Source organism: Verrucosispora sp. TAA-831 (genome assembly GCF_050780145.1).
Taxonomy (GTDB): domain Bacteria; phylum Actinomycetota; class Actinomycetes; order Mycobacteriales; family Micromonosporaceae; genus Micromonospora.
The window spans coordinates 5,120,489-5,147,210 of record NZ_CP192240.1 but is presented as its reverse complement, the minus strand read 5'-3'; the positions used below and the strand labels follow the sequence as shown (position 1 = coordinate 5,147,210).

The following is a 26,722-nucleotide window of genomic DNA, read 5'->3' as shown; positions in this document are numbered from 1 at the left end:
GCCCGTCGCCGGACGCCGCGGGTTGTCGTGGTCAGGCGTGCGCGTGCAGCGGCTTGCCGGCGAGGGCCAGGTGCGCCTCGCCCAGGGCTTCGTTCTGCGTCGGGTGGGCGTGCACGAGCTGCGCCACCTCGCCCGGGTACGCCTCCCAGTTGTAGATCAGCTGCGCCTCGCCGACCAGCTCGCCGACCCGGGCGCCGACCATGTGCACGCCGACCACCGGGCCGTCGTCGACCCGGACGAGCTTCACGAAGCCGGCCGTCTTGAGGATCTGGCTCTTGCCGTTGCCGCCGAGGTTGTAGTTGTAGGTCTTGACCTTGTCGGCGCCGTACTGCTCCTTGGCCTTGGCCTCGGTGAGGCCGACCGAGGCCAGCTCCGGCTCGGAGTAGGTGACCCGGGGGATGCCCGCCTCGTCGATCACGGCCGGGTTCTGGCCGGCGATCTCCTCAGCGACGAAGATGCCCTGCTGGAAGCCACGGTGGGCGAGCTGGAGGCCGGGCACGATGTCGCCGACCGCGTACACGTTCGGCACGCTGGTGCGCAGCCGCTCGTCGGTCAGCACGTACCCACGGTCGGTCTTGACGCCCTGCTCCTCGTAGCCGAGGTCGGCGGTGTTCGGGCCCCGGCCGACGGCGACCAGCAGCAGCTCGGCCTCGACCGTGTCGCCCCCGGCGATCGTGACCTTGACGCCGTTGTCGGTCTTCTCGACCTTCTCGAACGGCTTGCCGACCTTGAAGTTGATCTTCCGCTTGCGGAAGGCCCGCTCCAGCGCCTTCGACGACTCCTCGTCCTCGGCGGCGACCAGGCGGGGCAGCGCCTCGATGATGGTCACGTCCACCCCGAAGGACTTCCACACGCTGGCGAACTCGACGCCGATCACGCCGCCGCCGAGCACGATCGCCGAGCTCGGGACCCGGTCCAGGGTCAGCGCGTGGTCGCTGGTGATGACCCGCTCGCCGTCGACCTCCAGGCCGGGCAGGCTCTTGGCGTACGAGCCGGAGGCGAGCACCACGTTGCGGCCGGTGTACCGCTTGCCGTCCACCTCGACCGCGTTCGGGGCGACCAGCTTGCCGGCCCCCGCCACGAAGGTGATGTTCTTGGAGCCGCCGACCAGGCCCTGCAGACCCTTGTAGAGGCGCGAGATCACGCCGTCCTTGTACGCGTTCACCCCGGCCATGTCGATGCCGACCAACTCGGCCTTGATGCCGAACTGCTCCGACTCGCGGGTCTGGTCGGCGATCTCGGCGGCGTGCAGCAGCGCCTTGGTCGGGATGCAGCCGTTGTGCAGGCAGGTGCCGCCCAGCTTGCCCTTCTCGACCAGCGCGACGTTCAGGCCCAACTGGGCGGCGCGCAGGGCGGTCGCGTAGCCGCCACTGCCACCTCCGAGGATGACGATGTCGAAGGTTGCGTCGTTCGGCTCGCTCACGTCCAACTCCCAGGTCGCGTCGCTGCATCGGGGGTCACGGCGGGGTAACAGGGGCACACCCCACCTCGGCCATCTTGTCACCACCGTGCGGAAGCCGCGTACCGAGGTGCCCAACGACACGTTGTCGCCACGTACCCTTGGCACTGCCTTCGACGACGGACGCGTGGGGAGACGGCTCGGTGGGACTGTTCCGGCGACGCAAGCAGGCACGCGCGGTTGACTCCGACCGTACGGCCAATCGCGCCGATCTGGAGCACTTGGAGAACTTTGTCCGGACCCGTAAGGGTGTCGAGGCGTTCATCGAGCCCCGCACCACCGTGACCGAGACCACCGTCATCCTGATCGCCGACGACGGCGAGTGGACCCGGCGTCGCATCGACGGGCCGGACGGGGCACGCCGCTTCGCGTACCGGGTCGGCATCCCGGTCTACGACATCGCTTTGATGGGCTACCCGCAGCGGATGCGCGACTACAACGAACGCCGCAAGCGCCGCCCCGAGCAGTACTGAGCCGACCCCGTCCGCCGCGCGCGGCATCTCGGGCTCGGTGCGGCTCCGGCTGGATGTAAGGAAGGGTCCCCTGCTATACGCCAGGCGTATAGCAGGGGACCCTTCCTTACCCGAAGCCCTGCCCGATCAGCCGTTCGCGGTCACGTCGTCGATCAGGTGCAGCAGGGTACGCACCGGGACGCCGGTGCCGCCCTTGGTCCAGTAGCCGGTCGCCTCGCCCGAGTGGTACGACGGACCGGCGATGTCGATGTGCGCCCAGGCGACGTCGTCGGTGACGAACTCGCGCAGGAACACACCGCCCTGAAGCATGTGACCGGCCCGGTCCATGCCGGCGTTGACCTGCGAGATGTCGGCGACGTCCGAGTCCATGCCCTTGCGCACGTCGTCCGGCAGCGGCATCGGCCAGGCCGGCTCGCCGACCGCGTCACCGGCGTCGCGGACCCGCTCGCACAGCTCGGCGGTGCCCATCAGGCCGGAGATCCGCTTGCCCAGCGCGACCACCTGCCCGCCGGTGAGGGTGGAGGTCTCGAAGAGGTAGTCGCAGCCGTCGGCGCAGGCGCGGGCCATCGCGTCACCGAGGATCATCCGGCCCTCGGCGTCGGTGTTGAGCACCTCGACCCGCTTGCCGTTGAACATGGTGATCACGTCACCCGGCCGGTACGACGTCCCGGACGGCATGTTCTCCGCCATCGGCACGTACGCGGTCACCGTCACCGCCGGCTTCAGCTCCGCGACGGCCAGCATGGTGGCGGCCACCGCCGCCGCCCCGGCCATGTCGGACTTCATCTCCCACATGCCCTGCGCGGGCTTGATCGAGATGCCGCCGGTGTCGAAGGTGATGCCCTTACCGACCAGCGCCACCCGCTTGCCGGTGCCGCCGCCCTCCGGGGTCCAGGTCAGCTTGACCAGGCGCGGCGGGGCCTCCGAGCCCTGACCGACCGCGATGATGCCGCCGTAGCCGCCCGCACGCAGGGCGACCTCGTCGAGCACCTCGACCTCCAGACCGGCCGCGCGGCCGGCCTCGGCGACCGCGTCGGCGAAGACCGGCGGGCGCAGCTCGTTCGGCGCCACGTTGACCCAGTCCCGGGTCTGCCGGACCGCGGCGGCCACCGTCCGGGCCCGGGTCACCTCGGCCTGTGCGCCGGAGTCGGCGGCGTCCGGCACCGCGACCAGCACCTCGGCCACCGGCTCGCGCCGGGTCGGCTGCGGGCGGGTCTTGTAGCCGGCGAAGCGGTAGCCGCCCAGCAGTGCCCCCTCGCCGACCGCGCGCAGCGCGGCGGGGCCGTCGGCGTCGTCCGGCAGCGGCAGGGCGAGCGCCACCCGGGAGGCGCCGGCCAGCGCCCGTACGGCGGCCCCCGCCGCCCGCCGCAGGGTCTCCGGGGCGGGCGCCGCACCGGTGGGCTCCGGGCCGAGGCCGACGGCGGCGACCAGCGGGGCGGTGACGGTGCCCAGGGTGGCCAGTTTGATCACCTCGCCCGGTCCGCCGGTCGCGCCGAGCAGTGCCAGCGTCTCGGTCAGCTTGCCGTCGAAGGCGGCGGCGATGCTCTCGGCGCCGCTGGCGAGCAGCAGTGTGCCGGCGAGGCCGCTGGTGGCGTCCTGCGCACCGGTCGTGCTGTGCACGCCGATCACGATCGCGTCGACGGCGAGTTCGGCGGGGTCGGTGTCGACCAGGCTCAGGGTGGTGCTGGGCGATGTCACGGAAGCTGCTCCCGGGCGGGCCGGGCCGGCCGCGTGTGGCGTACCGGCGGTTCGGTTGGTGCCGGCGGATGAGGTACCCGTCGGACGTCGGTGCTGCCCCGCCGGTTCCTCCGGTGGGTCCCGCCGATGCTAACCAGACCGGTCCGCCCCGGTAAGTTCCCACCCATGACCGACGTGACCACCGACGCCGCCGAGACCCGGCTGCGTCGTTCCCCGCTGGCCGAGCGACACTCCGCACTCGGTGCCAAGTTCGCCCCGTTCGGCGGCTGGGAGATGCCGCTGGAGTACGCCGGTGGCGGAGTGCTGCGGGAACACACCGCGGTGCGGACCGACGTCGGCGTGTTCGACGTGTCGCACCTGGGCAAGGTACGGGTGACCGGGCCGGGCGCGGCGGATTTCGTGAACTCCTGCCTCAGCAACGACCTGGGGCGGATCGGTCCCGGACGGGCGCAGTACACGCTCTGCTGCGACGAGGCCACCGGCGGCGTGGTGGACGACATCATCGCCTACCTGTACGCCGACGACCACGTGTTCCTGATCCCGAACGCCGCGAACACCGCCGAGGTGGTGCGCCGGCTGCGCGCCGCCGCGCCGGAGCAGGTCACGGTCACCGACGAGCACGAGGCGTACGCGGTGCTGGCGGTCCAGGGACCGCGTTCGGCGGCGCTGCTGGCCGGGCTGGGTCTGCCCACCGAGCACGGGTACATGAGCTTCTCGCCCGCCGCCCTCGACGGGGTGGCGCTGACCGTGTGCCGCACCGGCTACACCGGTGAACTGGGCTTCGAGCTGGTGGTCCCGGCGGCCGACGCGGTCACCGTCTGGGACGCGCTGTTCGCCGCCGACCCGCCGCCGCGCGCCTGCGGGCTGGCCGCCCGGGACACCCTGCGCACCGAGATGGGGTACCCGCTGCACGGGCAGGACCTGTCGCTGCAGATCAGCCCGGTGCAGGCCCGCTCCGGCTGGGCGGTGGGCTGGGACAAGCCGGCCTTCTGGGGGCGGGACGCGCTGCTCGCGGAGAAGGCCGCCGGTCCGACGCGTACGCTGCGCGGACTGGAGGCGGTCGACCGGGCCATCCCGCGCCCCGGAATGGCGGTGTACGACGGGGACACCCGGGTCGGCACGGTCACCAGCGGCACGTTCAGCCCGACCCGCAAGCAGGGCATCGCCCTCGCGCTGGTGGACACCGCCCCGGCCCTGACCGACGGCACCGAACTCCAGGTGGACGTGCGCGGTCGTCGCCTGGCGGTCCGGCTGGCCCGGCCACCCTTCGTCGACCCCTCCGTGACGTGACGGGCGGCCCTGCGTCACGTGCCGGTCGCCCCGGCGTGACGTGACGGTCGCGCCCCGGGTGCGGTGACTCAGGAGCGGGGCGGCTCCCCGGCGTCCAGGACGGCCTGGGTCCAGCCGCCCTCGACGACGCCGGAGGTGTCCAGGACGGCCCAGTCGACGACGTCGGCGACCTCCACCTCGACCGGCGAGCCGATGCGGACCGAGGGATCGGTGTTGGCGTCACTGGCGCTGGCGCCGACGATCCGCTCTGGCGTGTCCCACCCGGTCACTCCGGCCCAGACGTACTCCGGGCCGTCGTCGCCCGGCAGCCCGTACTTGACCACGAGCTGGGTCTGCGGCGGGAGCTGGCCGGCGCGGAAGCGGGCCCGGATGTCGCCCAGCCCGGCGCGGGCGGTGGCCACCGCCCGACTCATCGCGTCGCCGGAGCGCGCGTACCGCACGTCGGGCTGGATACCGGCGAACAGGGTGCCGCAGGCGGCGGCGAAGTAGCGTCCGTCCGGGCCGGGGTGCCCGGCGGGTGGGCGCAGGCTCAGGAACGAGTCGGCCTCCGGGTCGGTGGCCGGGTCCAGTTCCAGCCGCAACAGCACCGGCGCGGTCGCCCCGTGCTGCTCCGGATTGCCGTACGCGACGGCGATGTCGTGCCCGGTGACCGTGGCCAGCACCGGCAGCGGCACGAACGCCGGCACCTCCTCGCCGGCCAGCCCGTCGGTCCAGTCCCGCAGCAGCCGACGGGCGGCGCCGGTCATCACCGCGCCCCAGGCCCGGGTGAGGTGGTCCGGCACGCCCTGGGTCTGCAACTCCAGCAACCCGAAGCGGCGCAGCCCCTTGGTGGTGAACCAGAGCCCCTCGGCATCCGAGGAGTACGGCACCAGCACCCAGTCGACCAGTCGGACCCGACCCTCGGCGTCGGGCAGCGAACGCAGCGCCGCCGCCGGGTCCAGGAACTGCAACCCGAACACGTCGACCACGTCGCCGCCGACCTCCTCGGCCACGGCGGCGGCCACCGCCCGGGCCGCCCACTCGTGGGCCGGCGGCCAGCCCGGCCGGTACTCGGCCTGCACCACCACCAGGTGACTCGCGGCGGCCAGCCGGTCGAGCTGCTCCTTGCTGGCCCCGAACGCGGTGAGCAGGTCCGGCGGCAACTCGGGGAACTCGCCGATCGGGCGGATGTCGACGCTCATCAGCGGGCTGTCCAGCATCTGCTCGGCCAGCCCGTGCACCGGCTCGGCCAGCCGACCGGCCAGGCCGCGGACCGCCGTGCGGGCGGTCACCGACGGCAGCCCCACCGTCGGCACCAGATAGGTCGCGGTGAGCGACTCCGGGACCGGTACGGGCAGGAAGTCGTCGGTGATGAGCATGTCGTCCCCAGGGTGGCCGCGCCGGTGCTGTCGACAAGGAACGCTACCCGCCGACGGCCGTGCCGCTCAGCCGGACAGCACCAGACCCAGGTAGACCAGCGTGGTGACCAGCTCCACGGTGGCACCGAGCACGTCGCCGGTGATGCCGCCGAGGCGGCGTACCACGTGTCGCAGCAGCCCGGCCGCGACGGCCAGCGCGGCGAGCACGACCAGCGGTCCCTGCCAGGGGCGGTCCGGCACGGCGGGGACCGCCGCCAGCGTCACGGCGACCGTCGCCACGGCCAGCGGGACCGGCCCGACGGTGCCGGCGACCAGCGCGCCGAGCCCGTCCGGGCGGGCCGCCGGGACACCCCGACGGCAGGCCAGCGAGACCCCGAGCCGACCGGCCGCCACCGCCGCCAGCACCGCCGCGAAGGCCGCCGGCCCGGACCGACCGACCACCTCGGCCAGCGCCGCGGCCTGCACCAACAGGACGAGCACCAGGGCGACCACGCCGAACGGCCCGACGTCCGGCTTCTTCATGATCTCCAGCGCGGCCGGGCCACGCCGGTACGACCCGAGCGCGTCCACCGTGTCGGCCAGCCCGTCCAGGTGCAGGCCCCGGGTGAGCAGCGCGCCCGCCGCGACGGTCACCCCGGCGGCGACCAGCGGTGCGGTGACCGCGCCGAGCGACAGCAGCAGGACGCCGAGTGGTACGGCCAGCAGCGCACCGACCACCGGGGCGAGCGCCATCGCCGTACCGGCCGTGGTCCGGTCGATCCGGCCGGCGCGTACCGGCAGGATGGTGAAGGTGGTCAGGGCCAGCCGCGCCCCGTCGCCGAGCCGGGGCTCAGCCGGCACGCGTGCCCTGCTCCGCCGGTTCGGTGCTGGTCGGCCCCGGGCCTGCCGGCTCGGGCTCGCGGAAGTCCGGCTCGTCGGTCTCGGCCGGCGGCTCCGGCTCGTCGGTCTCGACCGGCTCCGTCGCGTCCGCGCCGTCGGGCGACGGGCGGGGCGGCAGCGCGGCGGCCAGCGCCAGCACCGAGCGCAGCAGCGGCAGCACGGTCAGCGCGTTGGCGCCCTCGCCGAGGTCCAGGCGAAGCTGGGCGAGCGGGCTCAGGCCGAGCACGTCGGAGGCCAACTTGACGGCCGGGTGTCCGCCGTGGTCGGCCAGCATGCACCAGTGCCGTGCCTGCCCGGCCAGGTCCCGGCTGACCAGGCCGGCGGCCACACCGACCGGTCCGTCCAGCAGCACCGGAGTGCGGCGCGCGGTGGCACCCAGCAGGATGCCGGTGGCCACGGCGATGTCCCCACCGCCGAGCTGGGCCAGCACGTCCTTGGCGTCCCGGGAGGCCCGCCGGGTGCGGTGCAGGGCGTCCCGGACGGCCGCACAACGGGCCATCCAGGCCACGTCGTCGATCTCGCCGTCCGCGGTGACCACCCGGCCGAGCACGGCGGGCGCCTCGGCACCGGCCGTCGCGGCCAGCACCGCCGCCGCCGCAGCCTCCGTGCCGGCGCCGCACGCCGCCACCACCAGCAGTTGTACGCCCGAGTCCACCGCCTCCTCGGCCAGCCGCCAGCCGTACCGCAGCGCGGCGTCGACCTGCTCGGCGGTGAGCGCCGGGCCGTGCTCGATCGCGGCGGCGGTGGGCGCCGGAACCACCTGCAGGCTCGCCCCGCTCTCGGCGGCCAACCGGGCGAGTACGCCCTGGCCGGCGCGGGCCGCCTCGGCACGCCGGGCCGACTCCCCGGCCGGGGTGCCGGCGGCGCTCCCGCCGTCGTGGTCACCGTGCAGCAGCAGCACCCGGACCGACTGCCAGGGTGCCGGCGTCGGCGTGCCCTGGGTGGCGGCGGCGAACGAGACGACCTGTTCCAGGACGCCGAGTCCGGCGCCCGGCACGTCGAGCGTGGCCAGCCGCTCCACCGCCTGCGGACCGGCGTAGTCGTCGGGCATCGGCAGTTCCATGCCCGGCTGGATGACCAGACCGGTGTCGGCCACCGGCAGCGTCATGGTGGGTGCGGTCCAGCCGGTGTCGTCGGCGGCCGGGACCGGGGCCGGTGCGGCCGGTGCCGCCGGGGCGCTCACCGGAGGCGAGGCGGGCAGCGGCGCGGCGGGACGCGCGTGGCTCGGGCCGCCCTGTGCGGGTACCGCCGTGCCGTTGACGGCGACGGACGGGCCCGGCGCGGACTCGGTGGCCGGAACCGGGTCGGGTGCGGTCGGCTTCAGCCGGACCGGTTGGCCGGCGACCACCAGCACCACGGCGTCGCAGGCGTCCGCGACGGCCCGGTTGACCGCGCCGAGCGCGTCGGTGAAGGCCCGGCCCAGCGGCGTGGTCGGCACCAGGGAGAGGCCGACCTCGGGACTGACCAGCACCAGCCGTGCCGGGCAGTCCCGGACGGCGGCGGCCAGCTCGGCGACGGTGGCGGTGTCGTCGGCCGGCTGGTGGCCCGGGTCGAGCAGCACGGTGACCCAGCCGCCGAGGTCGTCGACGAGCAACGTCTCGTCCGGCCGCGCGGCGGCGAGCACGTCGGCCAGTCGGCGCGGGTCGTCCGCCGTCTCCTCGGTGCTCCAGGTCGCCGGCCGGCGCTCCCGGTGCGCGGCGATCCGTGCCGCCCACTCCGCGTCGTCGTCGCCTCCGCCGGCGGCGGTGGCCACGTACCGGACCGTGGCCGCGTCGGCCACCAGGGACTCGGCGAACTCCGACTTGCCGGAGCGGATGCCGCCGAGCACCAGGAGCGTGTTCCACCCGTCTAGGGACATGGCTCGTACCTTAACGGCCGGCCGCGCGCGGGCGGCATTCGCAGGGCGGTGCGGCGACGCCTCCCGCGCCAGCTCACCGATGCTCGGGGGACTGGTACATGTAGTCGTTGGGGTTGACGTCCGCCGGCTTCGGGTCCTCCTGCCAGGCACCCTCGCCGGGACGGGCGACCAGGGCGTCGATCAGTTCCTCCCGGTCCATCTCCCGAGCGCCCTCGATACCGCCGTGTACCGCGATGTCGCGAAGCTGTGCCGTGTCCATCTCCGGGATGGGTGTCGTCATCGTCTCGCCTCCGTGAAGATCCGGTTCCTCGGGAGATACCCGGCCCGGCGAGGGTCAACCGCGTGCCGGAGCACCCTCGACCGGCGCCCGTGGTCGGGCGGTCGGCCGTGCGGTACGACTACGCTGGCGCCAGGTCCGTCCCAGCGGGACATCAGCGGCGAGGGGAGACGCGCACATGGCGTGGAGCTGGCGGTACGAGGGCGCGAACGGCGAGTCGGTCGACGGGCCGGGGGAGTCGTTCGGCAGCCAGGCGGACGCCGAGTCCTGGGTCGGCCAGACCTGGCGCGAGCTCGCCGCGTCCGGCGTCACCTCGGTCGCCTTGCTGGAGGACGACCGGGTGGAGTACCGGATGAGCCTGCAACCCCCGGCGGAGTGATGACGCCCCGGGACTCCGAGCCGCTGGTGCTGGGGGTGCCCCGGGCCGCGTTCCGGCCCAGCCCGGTGTTCCTGGCCCTGGTCGCGTTGCTGGTCACCAGCGCACTACTGACCTGGCACGGGGTGGGCAACGTCCGCCTCGCCGTGTTCGGCTTCGTGGTCACCGGCTGGCTGGTGTCGCTCTGTCTGCACGAGTACGCCCACGCCCTGGTCGCGTACCGGTTCGGTGACCGGGGGGTGGCCCACCGCGGCTACCTGACGCTCAACCCGCTCAAGTACAGCCACCCGCTGCTGTCCATCGCGTTGCCGGTGGCGGTGGTGCTGCTCGGCGGCATCGGACTGCCCGGCGGCGCGGTCTGGGTGGACCGGCACGTGATCGCCGGACGACTGCGGCACACCCTGGTCAGCCTCGCCGGCCCGGCCACCAACGTGGTGTTCGCGCTGGTGCTGGTGGCGGTGCTGCGCCTCGGCTCGTCGGGCGGCGGGCCGGTGGAGTTCTGGGCCGCCGTCGCCCTGCTCGCCTTCCTCCAGGTCACCGCCAGCCTGCTCAACCTGCTCCCGGTGCCCGGACTCGACGGCGGCAACATGATCCAGCCGTGGCTGAGCCCGCCCTACCGGCGGATGTACGACCTCTTCGCGCCGTACGGCTTCATCCTGCTGTTCGCGCTGCTCTGGAACCCGACGATCGGCGGCTGGTTCTTCGACGCGGTCTTCGCCATCGGTGACCTCCTGGGCCTGCCGCCCTGGCTCTACGCCACCGGCCTGGACCTGGTCCGCTTCTGGCAGAGCTGAACCGGGGGTCCCGGCCGGGGCAGGTGAACGCCCCGGCCGGAAACGGACCGGATCAGGGGCGCTCGGCCGGGGACTCGGTACGCGCCGGGTCCCGCTCGGTGACCGGCTCCACGATCTCGTCGATCGCCTTGAGCAGACCGGCGTCGAGCTTGACCCCGGCCGCCTTGACGTTGTCGTGCACCTGCTCGGGGCGGGACGCGCCGATGATCGCCGAGGAGACGTTCGGGTTCTGCAGCACCCAGGCGACGGCGAGCTGGGCCATGGTCAGCCCGGCCTGGTCGGCCAGCGGCCGGAGCTGCTGCACCCGGGTCAGCACGTCGTCGGTGAGCCACTTGGCGATGAAGCCCGCGCCGGACTTCTCGTCGGTGGCCCGGGAACCGGCGGGCGGCGGCTGGCCGGGAAGGTACTTGCCGGTGAGGACGCCCTGCGCCATCGGCGACCAGACGATCTGGCCGATGCCCAGCTCCTCGGAGGTCGGTACGACCTCGCTCTCGATGACCCGCCAGAGCATCGAGTACTGCGGCTGGCTGGAGACCAGCGGGATGCGCAGCTCCCGGGCGAGGGCGTGGGCCTCGCGGATCTGCGACGCCTTCCACTCGGAGACCCCGATGTAGTGCGCCTTACCGGCGTGCACGACGTCGGCGAACGCCTCCATCGTCTCTTCCAGCGGCGTGCTGTAGTCGTACCGGTGGGCCTGGTAGAGGTCGACGTAGTCGGTCCGCAGCCGGCGCAGCGACCCGTTGATCGACTCCATGATGTGCTTGCGGGACAGTCCCCGGTCGTTGCGGCCCGGACCGGTGGGCCAGTACACCTTGGTGAAGATCTCCAGGCCCTCGCGCCGCTCCTGCTCCAGCGCCCGGCCGAGGACGTCCTCGGCGCGGGTGCCGGCGTACACGTCGGCGGTGTCGAAGGTGGTGATGCCGGCGTCCAGGGCGGCTCGGACACAGGCGAACGCCGCATCCTCCTCGACCTGCGAGCCATGGGTGATCCAGTTGCCGTACGAGATCTCGCTGACCATCAGGCCGGAGCGGCCCAGGTGTCGGAATTCCATGCCACGACCCTAGCCCCACCGGGGGTACGAACGGCCAGGGCGATTCTCGACGCACCGGCGGGCGTGGCCGTCCGTCCCCGGTGGCGTGCCGGGCGCGGACGGGACCGTGTCCCCGGCCGCGACGGCTGGACCGTCCAGGTCAGAGCGTCGGGCTGGTGTCGCTGAGCAGCCCCTCGATCTCCGCGACGACCTCGTCCGGGTTGCGGAACATCGGATCGATGAGCGACCCGCCGCGCCGGTCCAGCGCGCCCCACTGCCCGACCCCGTTGGTCGCCAGGAACGCCACCGGATGGATCAGCAGCACCGGGTGGGCCGGGGCGACCAGCACCTGACCGGTCCGGTCCACCACGCCCTTGCGCCCGGCCAGGTCGACCACGGCGAGTCCCTCGTCGGTGAAACCGTCGACGTACCGGCCGTCGGCGAGCGTGGTGTGGAAACCGTGGTAGCGGGTCGGCACCACGATCTGCCCGGTGCGGTCGACGGCACCCCATCCGTCGCGGCGGACCGCCGCCACGCCCCGGCGGAACGGTCGCACCTCGGCGAAACCGGGCGGCACCACCACCGCACCCGCGGTGTCCACCGCCAGCCAGCCGCTCTCGTCCCGCACCACCCAGGCCAGCCCGTCGGAGAAGGGCCGGGCCGCCAGGTAGGTCGGTTCGACAACCGTCTCGCCGGTCAGGTCGATCAACGACCACCGGTCGTTCGGCGCGCCGCGTACCCAGGCCAGACCCTCCCGGAACGGCTGGGCCTCGGCGTACCGGGCCGGGACGACCAGGTCACCCTCGCCGTCGGCGTACCCCCACATGCCCTCGTCGCCGTCGCGGGTGGGCACCGGGGGCCGCTCCCGCTCCAGCACCTCGTCCCAACTGCGCGGGTACGGCCCGAAGCCGCTCTCCTCGGCGCGCGCGGCGACCGCGTCCAGCCCGGTGCGTACCCGGGCCAGCAACTCGGCGTCCCCCTCGCCGCGCAGGTCGAGGGCCCGCTCGAAGTGGTGGCACGCCTCCATCAACCGGCCCTGGTCATAGCAGGACCGCGCGGCGTGTTCGTGCAACGCGGCGCGCAACCGGTCCGGCAGCTCCACCGAGTTGGCCTCCGCGAACAACCGGTCGGCCTCGGCGAACTCGCCCCGCCACCGCAACACGTGCGCCAAGCGCGCCTGTGCCAGCGCGGACCGCCGCAGCTCGCCGGTCGCCTCCGCGTAGGTCAGCGCCAACCGGCCGTCGTCCAACGCGTCGTCGAGATCACCGAGGACACGCGACGCCACCGCCCGCAGGCTCAGCAACCGGGCCCGGGACCGGTTGTCCAGGGCGGAGGCGAGCTTGTCGGTGAGCCCCTGCCGGAGTTCCCGCAGTTCCTCCGGATCGTCGACCGTCTCGCGCAGCGTCGTCGGGTCGAGCCGCCAGGGGTAGTGCGTCAGCACCTGCTCCGGGTCGGCCGGTGCCTCGGGCTCATCCTCCGGCTCCGGCTCGTCCCGCTGTTCCGGCCCGGCCGCTGGTTGCGGCTCGTCCTCCGGCGCTGTCGGGTCGGTGTCCGCCGCCGGCCGGTCGTCGCCAGGCCGGAGGTCGCCGGTCCCGCGCAGGAGGTCGTCGGTGACCGTCGGCGGGGGGCCCGACGCCGTGGTGCCGATGGTCTGCGGCACTGAGGTGCCCGGGGACGTCTGGTGCGGCGGTGCGGACACCGGCGCGGCCGACGCCGACGGGCCGTCGAGATCCGCGAGGGTCTCCGCCTGCGGCGGGGCGGGCACGGCGGAGACCGGGGCGGCGGGTGGTGCGGAGACCGTCGCTGGCAGACCCCGGTCGGCTGCGTGTGGGCCGGGTGGTGCGGAGACCGGTGCCGACGTGTCGAGGTACGGCGGTGCGGAGATCGGTGCCGGCAGGTCCCGGTCGGCCGAGCGTGGAGCAGGTGGTACGGAGATCGGCGTCGAGAGGTCGAGGGCCGGTGGTGCGGAGACCGGGATGGCGAGCTGCGGAATCCGGTCCGCCGGATCGAGATCGGACGGACTGGCGGCGAACGGCGCGGACGTCTCCGGGAAGACGGGCGCGGACACCGGCCGGTCCGGTGGTCCCGAGACCGGCCGGTCCGGGATTCCGGAGATCGGGCGTGCGGGCGGCCCGGAGACCGGGCGTGCCGGGGCGTCGGTGTCGGAGTGCAACGACGGCGTGGCAAGAGCCGGCGTCGGCGGTCCCGAGACCGGCCGCTCCGTCTCCGTCGGTCCGGCGGCGAACCACGATGGCTCCGGTGCCTCCGGGGAACCGTGACGGGCGGGCCGGTCGGGGGTGACTGCACCGGGACCCGCCGCCCCGAACCATCCCGCGCCGTTCTCGGGCGGCGGCGGGGACGGCGAGTGCGCGGCCGGTTCGGCCGGCGACGGCAGGAAGCGGGTCGGCTTCCGGTCGGCGGGCCGAGGCTCCGGCACGGACCGCTCGACCGGTGGTCGCTCGATGGGCGGGCGTTCGACCGGCGGGCGTACCGGCCCGCCAGCCGCCGGCGCGGGCGGTGCGGAGACCGGGCGGTGGCCGGGTGGCCCGCTGACCGGGCGGTGCGCGGGCGGTGCGGAGACCGGCGGTGGGGCAACGGCGGGGCGGTGGCGCGGTGGCCCGCTGGCCGGGTGGTGGCCAGGTGGTGCGGAGGTCGGTGGCGGTGCGGCGGCCGGGCGGTGGCTCGGCGGGGCGCTGACCGGGCGGTGCGCGGGCGGTGCGGAGACCGGACGGACCGGTGGCGGACCGGCGGCGGGCGGTGCCGCCGCGACCGAGGGCGCCGGGCTCGGTGGCGGGGTCGCGACGACCGGCTGGTCGTGCAACGGAGCGGGACGGACCTGGTGCTCGTGCAGCGGCGCCGGGCGTACCTCGTGCTGGTGCAGCGGTGCGGGGCGGACGGTGTCTCCGGTCGGCGCGCGGTTCCCGGCGGCTGCGGCAGGCCGGTCCCGGTTCGGGTCCGGGCGGTCGAGGCGGTCCCGGTCGGGGCGGGTGCCGGTGGGCCGGTCGCGGTCGACGTCGTCGGGCCGGTCCGGGACCGCGGCGAGAGGCCGGTCCCGGTGCGTGACGTCGGGCCGACCCCGCTCCGGAGCGGGGGAGACCGGCCGGGCGCGGCCGGCCGCGGGCGACACCGGACGGTCCGAGTCAGGTGCGGGCGACACCGGTCGGTCGGGGACCACCGACAGGTGGGGACGACCGGGCCGGGGCACGTCGCCGTCCGGTGCGGGGGAGACGGGGCGGTCGAGGTCGGGACGCCGCGCGGCCGGGCGGTCCGCCTCGAACCGCTCGGGCCCGGCCGGGGCCGGGAGGTCGGCGCGACGACGCTCGTCCGGCTGGTACCGCTCGGTGTCGGGCTCGGCAGCCGCCGGCCGCTGGTACTCGCGGTGGTCGCGCCCGGTGCTCGGACGCAGCGGCCCCGGCGCGGGCCACGGCAGGTCTCCGCCTGCGGGCGGCTCCGGTCGCGCTGGGTCGGGACGATCCCACTCGTCGCGGGGAGCGCGGATCGGCTCCTCGTCGACGTAGCCGTCCGGGTACGGGGCGCTGTCCGGGTCACCCACGCTGAAGTCGTCGCGGTAGTCGTACCGTTCCACCGCCGGTCGGTCGTCGAACGACGGCTCGCCGGGGTGGCTGCTCCACTGGTAGCGGGGTCGCGAGGAGGATTCGCCGGGCGGTCGGCGGTCGGCGTCCTCGGCCGGTCGACGCGTCGCGGCGGCCCGCCGCCGGTCGTCGTCCGGCTCCGATGTCCAACCGGGTTCCCGACGACTCGCCGGCGAGACGGGTGCGTCCCGGTCCCAGCGCCCGTCGCGCCCCACGGGTTCGGCACGGCGCGGACGCTGGGGGCGGCGGTCGGGGTCGCGCTCGTCCCATCGGTCCGGGCCGCGCCGGGCATAGCGCTCCGGGTCCCGGTCGTCGTGTCGGTCCGGATCCCGGCGGGCGTAACCGTCCCGGTCGTCGCGTCGGTCCGGCTCGCGTCGCGCATAGCGGTCGGGGTCACGTCGGTCGGGGCCGTGTCGGTCAGGGCCGCGCCGGGCGTACCGGTCGGGGTCTCGGTCGTCGCGTCGGTCGGGGTCGCGCCGGGCGTACCGGTCCGGGTCGCGGCCGTCGAGGTCACGTCGGTCGAGGTCACGTCGGTCGGGATCGCGTCGGTCGGGATCGCGTCGGTCGGGATCGCGGTCGCGCCAATCCGCGTCGCGGCGCTCGGGAGCGTCCCAGCCGCGTCGGTCCGGGTCGCGTCGGTCCGGAGCCCGGCGGTCGTACCGGTCGGCGTCGCGGCGGTCCTCCTCGGGCCGGACGTGACGGTCGGCGTCGTGTCGGGCGTACCGGTCCGGTTCCCGAGGGTCGCGTCGGTCCGGGTCGCGTCGGGCGTAGCGGTCGGGCTCCCGCTGGTCGCGGCGGTCCGGGCCGGGTGGGGCGTACCGGTCGCGTCGCTCCGGGTCCCTGGGCGGGAACCGGTCCGGGTCGCGTTGGTCGCGGCGAGTCGGTGCACCGGCGACACCCTGCGCGCCCGTTTCGGACCAGGTGATCCCGTCCCGTCCGCGTTCGGACCAGCGACCCTCGGCGTCGGGCCGTTCCGGACGCGGACCGGCGGGGGACCGGTCGTACGGCGGCGCGCTGGTGGGTCCGTCGTGGCGTCGGGGCTCCGGGACGTCCTGCCGTCCCGGGCGGCCGTCCGGCTCGTCGTCCCAGGAGCGGCCGACGTACGTGCCGTCGGGTCGGGTCGGGGCGAGTGGTGGCACCTCGGCGCGGCCGACGGCGCTGGACCGGCTGCGGCCGGGTGGCGGCTGGTGGTCGAGGCCGATGTCGCCCGGGTATCGCTGGCCCGGGAACTGGGGTTGCCATTCGGCCGTCGGTTCGAGGACCCAGGAGGGGTCGGCGGGGCCGGGCCACCGGTCGGCGTAGCCGCGACTCATCCGCCGGGCCCGTCGCTGCGGCCGGGACGTCGCCGGGTGGCGGCGCCGGCTGCGGCACGGTGGTCTCGGGGTGGCCCGGCGGGCGGGATGGCACCGGAAGGCACGATCACGGCAGACCACGGGACCGACGTCCGCCCGCTCACGGGCGTGCCCCGGTGGTCGGCTCGCGTCCGCTCGCTCACGCCGATGTCACCTCGTCGGAAATGGTCGCGCTGGGCACCCCCGCAGGCCGGTGAAGTCGCTCGTCCCGGCACCGAATGGCTGCGCATGGAGGGTAGCGGCGCGGGCTCGTTCACCGCCACTGCGGCACCCTCGTCGAACCTAAACGTTATCCTATTGATCAGGACATTTAGGTCTTTGGTCGGGTCGGAATTCCGGCGATCCGCCACCCTTGGTCAACTCGCCGTCGCGCCGCCCGTCGCGGCTCAGGGATGCTCCATCACCAGCACCGCGAAGGTACCCGGCGCGAGGGCCTCGTAGCGGTGCGGGGCGTCGCCGGGGAAGGTCGCGTAGTCTCCCGGGTCGAGTTCCACCTGCTCCTGCTCGGGGCCGCAGCGCAGTCGGCCGGAGCCCACCACCACGTGTTCCACGCTCCGCGGGGTGTGCGGGTCGGCGGTACGCACCCGGCCCGGTTCCAGCTCGATCAGGTACACGTCCCGGCGGGCGTGGGCGGCTCCGGCGGTCAGCAGCGTGCCGACGAAGTCGGCGTGCTCGGAGCGGATGCGGGGGCCGTCGCCGGCCCGGATCACCCGGACCGTGGTGGCCGGCGGCTCGACCAGTCGACTGAACGGCACGTCGAGCGCCACTCCCAGCGCCCACAGTGTCTCCACGCTGGGGTTGCCGACGCCGGACTCCAGGTGCGACAGCGTCGACTTGGCGATGCCGGCCCGCCGGGCCAGCTCGGTGAGGGAGATGCCCACCCGCCGCCGTTCGTAGCGGAGGGCGGCGGCGATGGTGGCCAACGGGGGAGTGGGTTCGGGGGCCATGGTTCGCTCCGTCGGTCATGCTGTTCTATTTGACGAACATCAGCGGCGTGTTCATCATGATGAACCATGCGTATGCCAGAACGAACACCGGGGGCCGGCGTACTTCGGGACGTCGCCGCCATCGCCGTGGCGATGATCGCCGTGGGCGCCTCGTTCGGCGCGGTCGCCGTGGCGGCCGGAATCCCCGGCTGGGCCACCGTGACCATGTCGGTGCTGGTGTACGCCGGTGGCGCCCAGTTCATGGCGGTCGGGTTGCTGGCCGCCGGCAACCCGGTCGCCGCCGTCTTCGCCGGGCTGCTGCTCAACGCCCGGCACCTGCCGTTCGGGCTGACCCTCGGTGACACGATCGGCCGCCGGTTGCGGCACCGCCTGCTCGGCAGTCACCTGATGACCGACGAGGCGACCGCCTTCACCCTGGCCCGACCGCCCGGTGCGGACCGTCGCCGGGCGTTCTGGCTCGCCGGGGTGCTGCTCTTCCTCGCCTGGAACGTCGGCACCGTGCTCGGCGTGCTGGCCGGCGGGGTGGCCGGTGACCCGGCCGCGCTCGGGCTGGACGCGGCCTTTCCCGCCGGCCTGATCGCCCTGCTGCTGCCCAGCCTGCGTGACCCGGAGACCCGGCGGATGGCGCTGGTCGGTGCCGTGGTGGCGGTACTCACCACGCCGCTGCTCCCTGCCGGACTGCCGGTGCTGCTCGCGTTGGCCGGCCCGGCACTACTGGCCGTCCGGCGGATCCGGACCGGTCCGACGTCGGCCGACGCGCCGGTGTCCTCGGCGGCGGTCGACGCACCGCAGACCCGTGCGCCGGAGGGTTCCGTGCCGGGCGGCCTGATAGAGAACGCTGCGCCAGGGGACGGCCCGGTACCCGCCGACACGCCGACGGTGGACGCGCCGGGGACCGAGCCGGTGCCGGCCGGGCGAGGGGAGAAGGAGCCGTGCTGATCGCGGCGATCGTGGCGCTGGCCGTCGGGACGTACGCCTTCCGGGTCGCCGGGGTGCTGCTGCGGGACCGGCTCGACCTGCCGGCGTGGGCGCGGCAGTTGTTGCCGGTCGGCGCGGCGGCCCTGCTGGCGGCGCTGGCGGCCACCGCGGCGCTGACCGAGTCGGGCGGGTTCGCCGGTTGGGCCCGCCCGGCGGGGGTGCTGGTCGGGGTGGCGCTGGCCTGGCGGCGCGCGCCGTTCGTGGTGGTGGTCCTCGCCGCCGCCGGCACCGCCGCCGGGCTGCGCCTACTCGGCGTGCCGTGACCGCTGTCGGTCTGCGACGGGAACCTGCCGGAGCGGTCGCCGCCGGGTGGCGGCGACCGTCGGATCAGACCGGGTCGCCGATGGCGACGCGCGGCTCCGGCGTACGCAGCTTGCGGAAGGTGATCGACCGCATGATGGCGTAGAAGTAGAGCGAGCCCATCCGCTGGTCGGTGCGCGGGAAGCGTTCCCGGACCAACTTCTTGATCTTGCGCGAGATGAGCACGGAGTCGATCACCACGCCCAACGCCAACGCGCCCCAGAGCAGGTTGGACGCGAGCCGGATCTCCGGAGGCATCGCCTGGTTGGAGCCGATCAGCACGACCAGCGCGCCGCCGAAGAACCAGGTGCCGACGGTACGCCGGGAGTCGACCACGTTGCGGGCGAGCAGCCGCTCCGGCCCCCGGTCACGGGGGCCGCCCTCACGCCGGAACTCCGCCGACGCCTCGGCCCGCCGCTGGCGACGCAGCGCCTTGGCCTCTTCCTTGCTCAGCGGCTTGGTCGCGCCGGCCGGTCGACGGCCGGTGGTCGGCCGCTTGGGCGTCTCCCGCCCCTTGCTCGGCGTGTAACCACGCGCACGAGTGGACTCCGACTCCTCCTCGGCCGGGGTCTCCGGCTCGGTGACGGGATCGGCGAGGTCGGCGGACTTACGACGAAACAGCGACGGCACGCGGCAAGGGTAGCCAACGCCACGAGCCCGGTGCACATCGCGGGTGCACCGGGCTCGTACGGGAGTGGCCGGGTCAGGGGCGCTCGACGTGCGCGCCGAGGTCGGCGAGCTTCGCCTCGAAGTCCTCGTAGCCCCGGTTGATCAGGTCGACGCCGTACACCCGGGAGGTGCCCTCGGCGGCCAGCGCGGCGATCAGGTGGCTGAAACCGGCCCGCAGGTCGGGGATGACCAGGTCGGCGGCGTGCAGTTTGCTCGGCCCGGCGATCACCGCCGAGTGCTTGAAGTTGCGCCGGCCGAAGCGGCACGGGGTGCCGCCCAGGCAGTCCCGGTAGACCTGGATGTTCGCACCCATGGTGTTGAGCGCCTCGGTGTAGCCCAGCCGCTGCTCGTAGACCGTCTCGTGGACGATCGACAGGCCCCGCGCCTGGGTCAGCGCCACCACCAGGGGCTGCTGCCAGTCGGTCATGAAGCCCGGGTGCACGTCGGTCTCCAGGGCCACCGCGTTCAGCTCACCGCCCGGGTGCCAGAACCGGATGCCGCCCTCCTGGCCCGGGTGCCCGAGCTTGGGCGGACGGGCGTCGGTCACCTCGTACTCGCCGCCGACCGAGCGGAAGACGTTCAGGAAGGTCATCATGTCGGCCTGCTCGGCACCGAGCACCTCGACGTGACCCCGGGTGGCCAGGGCCGCAGCGGCCCAACTCGCCGCCTCGATCCGGTCCGGGATCGGCCGGTGGGTGTAGCCGTGCAGCCGGGGCACACCCTGGATCTCGATGACCCGGTCGGTGTGCACCTTGATGATCGCGCCCATCTTCTGCAGGACGCAGATCAGGTCGATGATCTCCGGCTCCACGGCGGCGTTGCGCAGCTCGGTGACGCCCTCGGCCATCACGGCGGTGAGCAGCACCTGCTCGGTCGCGCCGACACTCGGGTAGGGCAGCGAGAACTTCGTGCCGTGCAGACCGTTCGGGGCGGACAGGTGCAGCCCCTCGGGCGTCTTGTCGACGGTGGCGCCGAACTCCCGCAGTGCCTGGAGGTGGAAGTCGATCGGGCGGGGCCCGATGTGGCAGCCGCCGAGGTCCGGGATGAAGGCGTGCCCGAGACGGTGCAGCAGCGGCCCGCAGAACAGGATCGGGATCCGGCTGGAACCGGCGTGCACGTTGATCTGGTCGGTGCTCGCGCTCTCCACGTTGGCCGGATCGAAGACCAGCTCGCCGTCCTCGAGACCGTCGGTCACCTTGACGCCGTGCAGCCCGAGCAGACCCCGGACCACCTCCACGTCGCGAATCTTGGGTACGTCGAACAGCCGGCTCGGGCTGTCGCCGAGCAGGGCGGCGACCATCGCCTTGGAAACCAGGTTCTTCGCACCGCGCACGCGGATCCGCCCTTCGAGCGGGGTGCCTCCGTGTACGACCAGGACGTCGTCGGTCAACGCAACCTCCAGCGCGTGCGTGCTGCCGTATCGATGTGGGTCACCGCGGGTGGCTACCCACGGCGCGGTCGCGGCCAAACGCACACGCCCGCGGTGTCTCGTCCGCCCGGCAGCATAGCCCTCTGTGATGAGAATGGATCCGGTCACACTACCCCTGGGGGCATTTATCGGTGATCCGGCACTTTTGTGTACGGCAATGGTTGCCGAGAGTGATCAGGAGCCCGGTAGTGCGAGCATCTGGTCCAGCGCCACCCGCGCGTGGTGCGCGGTGTCGGCGTCGACGGTGATCCGGTTGACCACCCGACCGCCGACCAGCTCCTCCAGCGCCCACACCAGGTGCGGCAGATCGATGCGGTTCATCGTCGAGCAGTAGCAGACGGCCTTGTCCAGGAACATGATCTGCTTGTCCGGGTGTGCCAGCGCGAGCCGGCGGACCAGGTTCAGCTCGGTGCCGACCGCCCAGGCCGAACCGGCCGGCGCCGCCTCGATCGTACGGATGATGTACTCCGTCGAACCGACCAGGTCGGCGGCGGTGACCACCTCGTGCCGGCACTCCGGGTGCACCAGCACGTTCACCCCGGGCACCCGCTCGCGGACGTCGTTGACGCTGTCGAGGGTGAACCGGCCGTGCACCGAACAGTGCCCCCGCCACAGGATCATCCGCGCGTCGCGAAGCTGCTCGGGCGTCAGCCCACCACCCGGCTTGTGCGGGTCGTAGAGCACGCAGTCGTCCAGCGTGAAGCCCATCTCCAACACCGCCGTGTTGCGGCCCAGGTGCTGGTCGGGCAGGAAGAGCACCTTCTCGCCCTGCTGGTACGCCCACTGCAGGGCCCGCTCGGCGTTCGACGAGGTGCAGACCACCCCGCCGTTGCGGCCGACGAACCCCTTGATGTCGGCCGACGAGTTCATGTAGGTCACCGGGACCGTCTGCGCCGCGATGCCCAGCTCGGTCAGGACGTCCCACGCGCTCTCGACCTGCGGCAGCGCGGCCATGTCCGCCATCGAGCAGCCGGCCGCCAGGTCCGGCAGGATCACCTGCTGCGCGTCCGAGGTGAGGATGTCGGCGCTCTCGGCCATGAAGTGCACGCCGCAGAAGACGATGTACTCCGCGTCCGGCCGGGCCGCGGCCTCGCGGGCCAGCTTGAACGAGTCACCGGTCACGTCGGCGAACTGGATCACCTCGTCACGCTGGTAGTGGTGCCCCAGCACGAAGACCCGGTCACCGAGCGCGGCCTTGGCCGCCGCCGCCCGGGACACCAGATCGGGGTCGCTCGGTGCCGGCAGGTCACCCGGACACTCCACGCCACGCTCGGTGGCGGGATCGCTGCCACGGCCGAGAAGCAGCAGCGCAGTCGCGGTGTTGGAGGGCTCAACCCAGGTCGACGTCACGCTGACCATGGTCCCACAGCATGACCAGCGTGCCGCCCGAGCCGGTGTGGGCTGCCACACTGCCAGGCATGCGCGTACTGCTCTGTCCGGACAAGTTCGCCGGCACGCTGCCGGCCCCCGAGGTCGCCGCCGCGGTGGCCGACGGCTGGCGGGAGATCGCACCCGGCGATGATCTGCTGGTCAGGCCGTTGGCCGACGGCGGGCCGGGCTTCCTCGACGTACTCGCCGGTGCGCTGTCCGGTCGGCGGGTGCCGGTGCCGACGACCGATCCGCGGGGCCGTGCCGTGCCCGGTGAGATCCTGCTCACCGACGACGGCGCGACCGCCTGGCTGGAGAGCGCCCAGGCGTGCGGACTGCACCTGCTCGACCCCGCCGAACGGGACCCCAGGGCCACCACGTCGTACGGACTGGGCCAGTTGATCGGCGCCGCCGTCGAGGCGGGCGCCCGGACGGTGGTCGTCGGGCTGGGCGGCTCCGGCACCAACGACGGCGGCGCCGGGATGATCACCGCGTTGGGCGCCGTGCCGCTGGACGACACCGGCAACGCCCTGCCGTACGGCGGTGCCGCGCTGGCCGCCGCCGCCACGCTCGACGGGGCGCCCCGGCTGCGCGACGTACGCCTCATCGCCGCCACCGACGTCGACAACCCGCTGCTCGGGCTGCACGGCGCGAGCAACGTGTTCGGGCCGCAGAAGGGCGCCGACCGCGCCGACGTGCTGCTGCTCGACGCCGCGCTCGGACGCTGGGCCGAGGTGCTCGAACGCGACCTGCCGGGCTGCCCGAGCGGGCTCGGCGCGCTGCCCGGTGGCGGCGCGGCCGGTGGCGTCGGCGCCGCGCTGCTGGCCCTCGGCGGCCGGTGCGAATCCGGGATCGGACTGGTCAGCCGCGCGATCGGGCTGGAGACCGTGCTCGACGAGGTCGACCTGGTCGTCACCGGCGAGGGCAAGTTCGACCACCAGTCGCTGCGCGGCAAGGTGGTGGCCGGGGTGGCGGGCGCCGCCCGGGACCGGGGCGTACCGTGCGTCGTACTCGCCGGCCAGGTCAGCACCGGGCGGCGCGAGGCGGCGTCGGTCGGCGTGACCGACGCGTACAGTCTGGTGGAGCACTTCGGCGGCGAGGAACGCGGCGGCCTGGCGGCGGCGATGGAACGACCGGCCCAGGGGCTGCGGGAACTCGGCTCCCGCCTGGCGCGGCAGTGGAGTCGCTGACCTCCGGTCGTCCCCGGCGTGGCCCCGGTGTCCGGCCCGCCCCGGAGGAGCTGGTCACGCTGCCGGGTCACCCGGCGCTCGGCGGCCTACAATCAGAAGCTGGACCGCTGTGGGAATCGCTGACCGGCGAACGACGTTGGCCAGGGGAAGACCACTTCTTCGAACGCGCGCAGGGAGAATTCCACGTGACCACGCCAGCGCAGACCGAGTCGACCGAGGCCAAGGCCCCCACGTCCGTCGTCCTCACCGACGTCGCGGCGCAGAAGGTCAAGGCCCTGATCGAGCAGGAAGGCCGCGACGACCTGCGGCTCCGCGTCGCCGTGCAGCCGGGTGGCTGCTCCGGCCTGCGGTATCAGCTCTTCTTCGACGAGCGTTCGCTCGACGGTGACGTCGTGACCGACTACGACGGTGTCGAGGTGGTCGTCGACCGGATGAGCGCCCCGTACCTGACCGGCGCCACCATCGACTTCGCCGACCGGATCGACGCCCAGGGCTTCACCATCGACAACCCCAACGCAGGCAACTCCTGCGCCTGCGGCGACTCCTTCAGCTGAGTCTCGACGCCCCGACGGCGGGACGGCCCAAGAGGGCCGTCCCGCCGCCGCACCCCCCCCGCTCCCGCCTGCCGGCGGTGATCAAGAGGTTTTGGTCGTGTGGGGGCCGGTGGGAGGGCGAAAACCCCTTGATCAACCTCGCCGGTCGGGGGTAGGTGGGCGGTGGGGGGAGGTTGGGCGGGCTGGTCGCTCGGCGGGCGTGGTGCCGGTAGGCTGACCGCGCCCTGATCCCGACCCCGAGGGTTGACATGAAGATCGCCGTGACCGGCTCGATCGCCACCGACCACCTGATGAGCTTCCCGGGCCGGTTCGCCGACCAGCTCATCGCCGACCAGCTACACAAGGTCTCGCTCTCCTTCCTGGTGGACGACCTGGTGCTGCGCCGGGGCGGAGTGGCGGCGAACATCGCGTTCGGGATGGGGCAGCTCGGCCTGCGCCCGGTGCTGCTCGGAGCCGTCGGCGCCGACTTCGCCGACTACCGCTCCTGGCTGGAGCGGCACGGGGTGGACTGCGACTCGGTGCACGTCAGCGAGGTGGCGCACACCGCCCGCTTCGTCTGCACCACCGACACCGACATGTGCCAGATCGCCTCCTTCTACGCCGGTGCGATGAGCGAGGCGCGCAACATCGAGCTGCACCCCGTCGCGCAGCGGCTCGGCGGGCTGGACCTGGTCCTGGTCGGTGCGAACGACCCGGCGGCGATGCTGCGCCACTCCGCCGAGTGCCGCGAGCGCGGCTACCGGTTCGCCGCCGACCCGTCCCAGCAACTCGCCCGGATGGAGGGTGAGGACGTGGTGGCGCTCATCGACGGCGCCGAGTACCTGATGACCAACGACTACGAGAAGTCGCTGTTGCAGAGCAAGGCCGGGCTGAGTGACGCGCAACTGCTGGACCGGGTCCGGATCCGGGTCACCACGCTGGGCAAGGAGGGGGTGGAGATCGCCGGTCGGGACTTCGCGCCGATCCACGTGCCGATCGCCCGCGAGGCCCAGGCGATCGACCCCACCGGCGTCGGCGACGGTTTCCGCGCCGGCTTCTTCACCGCGCTCTCCTGGGGCGTCGGTCTGGAGCGTGCCGCGCAGGTCGGCTCGCTGCTGGCCGCGCTGGTGCTGGAGACCGTCGGCACCCAGGAGTACCAGGTACGCCGCGACCTGTTCGTCAAGCGCCTCGCCGAGTCGTACGGCGACGAGGCCGCCGACGAGGTCCGCCCGCACCTGCTGCCCTGACCGTCGCACCGTCGCGTTGTTAGCAGGGGACCCCTGCTATGCACGAGGCGTTAATAAGGTGCCCTTCCTTTCACAGCGACCGGCGGACGTCGTACCCGGGGCCGGGTGCGCTTCCCAGGAACTCCTGTTGGCGCATCCGGCACCAGGCGGGGATGTCCACCGCCGCCGCCGGATCGTCGGCGAGGACGCGGATCACGGCGCCGACGGGTAGGGACGGCAGCCGGCGGGCCAGCGCGATCACCGGCAGCGGGCATCGCTGACCGAGACAGTCGAGTACCTCGTCGGGGGTGGTCACAGCCCCACCACCCCCGCCTCGGCCCGCAGGTCGGCCACGATCTGCGGCAACTCGGCGAGGAAGCGGTCCACGTCCGCCTCGGTGGTGCCCCGGTGCAGTGAGACCCGCACGTTGCCGTGGGACAGCACCCCCATCGCCTCCAACACGTGCGACGGGCGCAGCGTCGACGAGGTGCAGGACGAACCGGACGACACGGCGAAACCCCGCCGGTCCAGCGCGTGCAGCAGCGCCTCGCCGTCGACGTAGAGGCAGGAGAAGGTCACCAGGTGCGGCAGCCGGCGCACGGGGTCGCCGACCACCTCCACATCCGGCACGTCGGCCGCCACCCGGGCCCGGATCCGGTCCACCAGCGGCGCCATCCGGGCCGCCTCGGCGTCGGCGTCGGCCGCCGCCGCGCGCAGGCTCGCCGCCGCCGCGACCACCGCCGGCAGATTGACCGTGCCGGGCGTACGCCCCGACTCGTGCTCGTCCGACGGCCACGGCGACTCCCAGCGGGTGCCCTTGCGGACGGCCAGCAGCCCGACGCCGGGCGGCCCGCCCCACTTGCGGGCGCTCGCGGTCAGCACCGACCAGCCGGCCGGCACCGGCATCCGCCCCACCACCTGGGCAGCGTCGACGCACAGCGGCACCCCCGCCTCGGCGCAGGCCGCCGCCGCGTCCTCGACCGGTTGCACGGTGCCCACCTCGTGGCTGGCGGCGATCAGCGCGGCCAACGCCACCCCGGGCCCGGCCACCGCCGCCGACCAGGCGTCCAGATCCAGCCGGCCGGACCGGTCGACCGGGACCTCGGTGGTGGTGCCGCCGCGCGCCACGTGCTGCTCGGCGGCGTGCAGCACCGCCGAGTGCTCGATCGCCGAGTGCACCAACCTCGCCCCGACACGTCGCCGACCGGCCAGGCCACCCAGCACGGCGGCGTGCGCCGCGCTCGTGCCGCTGGGGGTGAAGGAGAGTTCGTCGGGGCGTACGCCGAGGGTGTCCGCCGTCGCCTCGCGCGCGGCGTCGAGCAACTGGCGGGCGCGGCGGGCCTGGGTGTAGAGCCGATCCGGGTCGGCCCATCCGTCGTCGAGGGCGGCCAGCAGCGCCTGCCGGGCGACCGGATGCAGCGGCGCGGCGGTGGCCGCGTCCAGATAGACCGGGGAAGGAATCACGTCTGCCCACGCTATCGCCTCGGTCCGCGCAAGATCCCCCGTCCAGGGCCGAGACTGACCCCAACCGGGTCGAGCCCGTCATGGTCGAGTAATCTGCGACCGTCGGTGACGCCTTTGCCGCTGGTGTGGCGGCTCCGCTCGGCGGAGCCGGCCGGACCGAGGAAGCACCGCGGCGCGCTAG

23 protein-coding genes are annotated in these 26,722 nt (G+C 73.9%); 9 read left to right on the top strand and 14 right to left on the bottom strand.

The window, feature by feature from the left end; genetic code table 11:
- Positions 1 to 31: 31 nt before the first annotated feature.
- Positions 32 to 1,423, bottom strand: coding sequence for a dihydrolipoyl dehydrogenase (gene lpdA, locus ACQVFL_RS22750; protein WP_396693219.1), 1,392 nt, complete (start codon positions 1,421 to 1,423; stop codon positions 32 to 34).
- Between the two features lie 179 nt (positions 1,424 to 1,602).
- Here lpdA and ACQVFL_RS22745 point away from each other — a divergent pair, with 179 nt between their 5' ends.
- A complete protein-coding gene (locus ACQVFL_RS22745) occupies positions 1,603 to 1,932 on the top strand; it encodes a hypothetical protein (RefSeq protein WP_396693217.1) in 330 nt (109 codons plus the stop codon).
- Positions 1,933 to 2,058: 126 nt separating this feature from the next.
- On the opposite strand, the gene ACQVFL_RS22740 is transcribed toward ACQVFL_RS22745, so the two are convergent.
- Positions 2,059 to 3,630, bottom strand: coding sequence for a leucyl aminopeptidase (locus ACQVFL_RS22740; RefSeq protein WP_396693215.1), 1,572 nt, complete (start codon positions 3,628 to 3,630; stop codon positions 2,059 to 2,061).
- Positions 3,631 to 3,795: 165 nt separating this feature from the next.
- Between ACQVFL_RS22740 and gcvT the strand changes: the two genes are divergently transcribed.
- The gene (gene gcvT / locus ACQVFL_RS22735) at positions 3,796 to 4,920 is read left to right on the top strand and encodes a glycine cleavage system aminomethyltransferase GcvT (protein WP_431727548.1); all 1,125 of its coding nucleotides are present in this window, start codon (positions 3,796 to 3,798) and stop codon (positions 4,918 to 4,920) included.
- 68 nt (positions 4,921 to 4,988) lie between these two features.
- Here the strand turns inward: gcvT and ACQVFL_RS22730 are convergent, their stop codons facing one another.
- The 4 genes from ACQVFL_RS22730 to ACQVFL_RS22715 all read right to left on the bottom strand — a co-directional run bounded on the left by ACQVFL_RS22730 (position 4,989) and on the right by ACQVFL_RS22715 (position 9,295).
- Positions 4,989 to 6,278: a DUF2314 domain-containing protein gene (locus tag ACQVFL_RS22730; RefSeq protein ID WP_431727547.1), complete on the bottom strand. Its 1,290-nt coding sequence runs from the start codon at positions 6,276 to 6,278 to the stop codon at positions 4,989 to 4,991.
- Positions 6,279 to 6,344: 66 nt separating this feature from the next.
- Positions 6,345 to 7,118, bottom strand: a complete 774-nt coding sequence (locus ACQVFL_RS22725; RefSeq protein WP_431727546.1) for an adenosylcobinamide-GDP ribazoletransferase — start codon at positions 7,116 to 7,118, stop codon at positions 6,345 to 6,347.
- A complete protein-coding gene (gene cobU / locus ACQVFL_RS22720; RefSeq protein ID WP_431727545.1) occupies positions 7,108 to 9,015 on the bottom strand; it encodes a bifunctional adenosylcobinamide kinase/adenosylcobinamide-phosphate guanylyltransferase in 1,908 nt (635 codons plus the stop codon). Before cobU ends, ACQVFL_RS22725 begins: the two co-directional genes overlap by 11 nt.
- 73 nt (positions 9,016 to 9,088) lie before the next feature.
- A complete protein-coding gene (locus ACQVFL_RS22715; RefSeq protein WP_396693206.1) occupies positions 9,089 to 9,295 on the bottom strand; it encodes a hypothetical protein in 207 nt (68 codons plus the stop codon).
- 175 nt (positions 9,296 to 9,470) lie between these two features.
- Here ACQVFL_RS22715 and ACQVFL_RS22710 point away from each other — a divergent pair, with 175 nt between their 5' ends.
- Entirely contained in the window at positions 9,471 to 9,671 is a 201-nt protein-coding gene (locus tag ACQVFL_RS22710; protein ID WP_396693204.1) for a hypothetical protein, read from the top strand.
- Complete coding sequence (locus tag ACQVFL_RS22705) at positions 9,671 to 10,462, top strand: site-2 protease family protein (protein ID WP_396693202.1); 792 nt, start codon at positions 9,671 to 9,673, stop codon at positions 10,460 to 10,462. Before ACQVFL_RS22710 ends, ACQVFL_RS22705 begins: the two co-directional genes overlap by 1 nt.
- A 52-nt stretch (positions 10,463 to 10,514) precedes the next feature.
- Here the strand turns inward: ACQVFL_RS22705 and ACQVFL_RS22700 are convergent, their stop codons facing one another.
- The 3 genes from ACQVFL_RS22700 to ACQVFL_RS22690 form a co-directional block, all read right to left on the bottom strand.
- The gene (locus ACQVFL_RS22700) at positions 10,515 to 11,513 is read right to left on the bottom strand and encodes an aldo/keto reductase family protein (RefSeq protein WP_396693200.1); all 999 of its coding nucleotides are present in this window, start codon (positions 11,511 to 11,513) and stop codon (positions 10,515 to 10,517) included.
- Positions 11,514 to 11,652: 139 nt separating this feature from the next.
- The gene (locus ACQVFL_RS22695) at positions 11,653 to 16,398 is read right to left on the bottom strand and encodes a WG repeat-containing protein (RefSeq protein ID WP_431727544.1); all 4,746 of its coding nucleotides are present in this window, start codon (positions 16,396 to 16,398) and stop codon (positions 11,653 to 11,655) included.
- Positions 16,399 to 16,823: 425 nt separating this feature from the next.
- Positions 16,824 to 17,384, bottom strand: a complete 561-nt coding sequence (locus ACQVFL_RS22690; protein WP_431727543.1) for a helix-turn-helix domain-containing protein — start codon at positions 17,382 to 17,384, stop codon at positions 16,824 to 16,826.
- Positions 17,385 to 17,450: 66 nt separating this feature from the next.
- Here ACQVFL_RS22690 and ACQVFL_RS22685 point away from each other — a divergent pair, with 66 nt between their 5' ends.
- Positions 17,451 to 18,323 (top strand): AzlC family ABC transporter permease, encoded by an 873-nt coding sequence (locus ACQVFL_RS22685; RefSeq protein ID WP_431727542.1) that lies wholly within the window; start codon positions 17,451 to 17,453, stop codon positions 18,321 to 18,323.
- Positions 18,317 to 18,625: an AzlD domain-containing protein gene (locus tag ACQVFL_RS22680; protein ID WP_396693192.1), complete on the top strand. Its 309-nt coding sequence runs from the start codon at positions 18,317 to 18,319 to the stop codon at positions 18,623 to 18,625. Before ACQVFL_RS22685 ends, ACQVFL_RS22680 begins: the two co-directional genes overlap by 7 nt.
- A gap of 64 nt (positions 18,626 to 18,689) precedes the next feature.
- Here the strand turns inward: ACQVFL_RS22680 and ACQVFL_RS22675 are convergent, their stop codons facing one another.
- The 3 genes from ACQVFL_RS22675 to nadA form a co-directional block, all read right to left on the bottom strand.
- Positions 18,690 to 19,292, bottom strand: a complete 603-nt coding sequence (locus ACQVFL_RS22675) for a DUF3043 domain-containing protein (RefSeq protein WP_396693191.1) — start codon at positions 19,290 to 19,292, stop codon at positions 18,690 to 18,692.
- 73 nt (positions 19,293 to 19,365) lie between these two features.
- Positions 19,366 to 20,721: a UDP-N-acetylglucosamine 1-carboxyvinyltransferase gene (gene murA / locus ACQVFL_RS22670; protein ID WP_396693189.1), complete on the bottom strand. Its 1,356-nt coding sequence runs from the start codon at positions 20,719 to 20,721 to the stop codon at positions 19,366 to 19,368.
- A gap of 213 nt (positions 20,722 to 20,934) precedes the next feature.
- Complete coding sequence (gene nadA, locus ACQVFL_RS22665; RefSeq protein ID WP_431727541.1) at positions 20,935 to 22,110, bottom strand: quinolinate synthase NadA; 1,176 nt, start codon at positions 22,108 to 22,110, stop codon at positions 20,935 to 20,937.
- Between the two features lie 68 nt (positions 22,111 to 22,178).
- Here nadA and ACQVFL_RS22660 point away from each other — a divergent pair, with 68 nt between their 5' ends.
- The 3 genes from ACQVFL_RS22660 to ACQVFL_RS22650 all read left to right on the top strand — a co-directional run bounded on the left by ACQVFL_RS22660 (position 22,179) and on the right by ACQVFL_RS22650 (position 25,098).
- Positions 22,179 to 23,318, top strand: coding sequence for a glycerate kinase (locus tag ACQVFL_RS22660; RefSeq protein WP_396693185.1), 1,140 nt, complete (start codon positions 22,179 to 22,181; stop codon positions 23,316 to 23,318).
- Between the two features lie 185 nt (positions 23,319 to 23,503).
- Positions 23,504 to 23,872 carry an iron-sulfur cluster insertion protein ErpA gene (gene erpA / locus ACQVFL_RS22655; protein ID WP_007072244.1) on the top strand — a complete coding sequence of 123 codons (369 nt, stop codon included), beginning with the start codon at positions 23,504 to 23,506 and terminating at the stop codon, positions 23,870 to 23,872.
- A 248-nt stretch (positions 23,873 to 24,120) separates the two neighbouring features.
- Positions 24,121 to 25,098, top strand: a complete 978-nt coding sequence (locus tag ACQVFL_RS22650) for a carbohydrate kinase family protein (protein WP_396693183.1) — start codon at positions 24,121 to 24,123, stop codon at positions 25,096 to 25,098.
- Between the two features lie 70 nt (positions 25,099 to 25,168).
- Here the strand turns inward: ACQVFL_RS22650 and ACQVFL_RS22645 are convergent, their stop codons facing one another.
- Both ACQVFL_RS22645 and ACQVFL_RS22640 read right to left on the bottom strand, forming a co-directional pair.
- The gene (locus ACQVFL_RS22645; protein WP_396693181.1) at positions 25,169 to 25,393 is read right to left on the bottom strand and encodes a sulfurtransferase TusA family protein; all 225 of its coding nucleotides are present in this window, start codon (positions 25,391 to 25,393) and stop codon (positions 25,169 to 25,171) included.
- Positions 25,390 to 26,541: a cysteine desulfurase family protein gene (locus ACQVFL_RS22640; protein WP_396693179.1), complete on the bottom strand. Its 1,152-nt coding sequence runs from the start codon at positions 26,539 to 26,541 to the stop codon at positions 25,390 to 25,392. Before ACQVFL_RS22640 ends, ACQVFL_RS22645 begins: the two co-directional genes overlap by 4 nt.
- Positions 26,542 to 26,722: the final 181 nt, after the last annotated feature.

Excerpts from the sequence above, each read along its gene's own strand:
- gcvT (WP_431727548.1), top strand. The coding sequence starts at position 3,796 with ATGACCGACGTGACCACCGACGCCGCCGAGACCCGGCTGCGTCGTTCC.
- ACQVFL_RS22730 (WP_431727547.1), bottom strand. The coding sequence starts at position 6,278 with ATGCTCATCACCGACGACTTCCTGCCCGTACCGGTCCCGGAGTCGCTC.
- cobU (WP_431727545.1), bottom strand. The coding sequence starts at position 9,015 with ATGTCCCTAGACGGGTGGAACACGCTCCTGGTGCTCGGCGGCATCCGC.
- ACQVFL_RS22715 (WP_396693206.1), bottom strand. The coding sequence starts at position 9,295 with ATGACGACACCCATCCCGGAGATGGACACGGCACAGCTTCGCGACATC.
- ACQVFL_RS22710 (WP_396693204.1), top strand. The coding sequence starts at position 9,471 with ATGGCGTGGAGCTGGCGGTACGAGGGCGCGAACGGCGAGTCGGTCGAC.
- ACQVFL_RS22705 (WP_396693202.1), top strand. The coding sequence starts at position 9,671 with ATGACGCCCCGGGACTCCGAGCCGCTGGTGCTGGGGGTGCCCCGGGCC.
- ACQVFL_RS22700 (WP_396693200.1), bottom strand. The coding sequence starts at position 11,513 with ATGGAATTCCGACACCTGGGCCGCTCCGGCCTGATGGTCAGCGAGATC.
- ACQVFL_RS22695 (WP_431727544.1), bottom strand. The coding sequence starts at position 16,398 with ATGAGTCGCGGCTACGCCGACCGGTGGCCCGGCCCCGCCGACCCCTCC.
- ACQVFL_RS22690 (WP_431727543.1), bottom strand. The coding sequence starts at position 17,384 with ATGGCCCCCGAACCCACTCCCCCGTTGGCCACCATCGCCGCCGCCCTC.
- ACQVFL_RS22685 (WP_431727542.1), top strand. The coding sequence starts at position 17,451 with ATGCGTATGCCAGAACGAACACCGGGGGCCGGCGTACTTCGGGACGTC.
- ACQVFL_RS22660 (WP_396693185.1), top strand. The coding sequence starts at position 22,179 with ATGCGCGTACTGCTCTGTCCGGACAAGTTCGCCGGCACGCTGCCGGCC.
- ACQVFL_RS22650 (WP_396693183.1), top strand. The coding sequence starts at position 24,121 with ATGAAGATCGCCGTGACCGGCTCGATCGCCACCGACCACCTGATGAGC.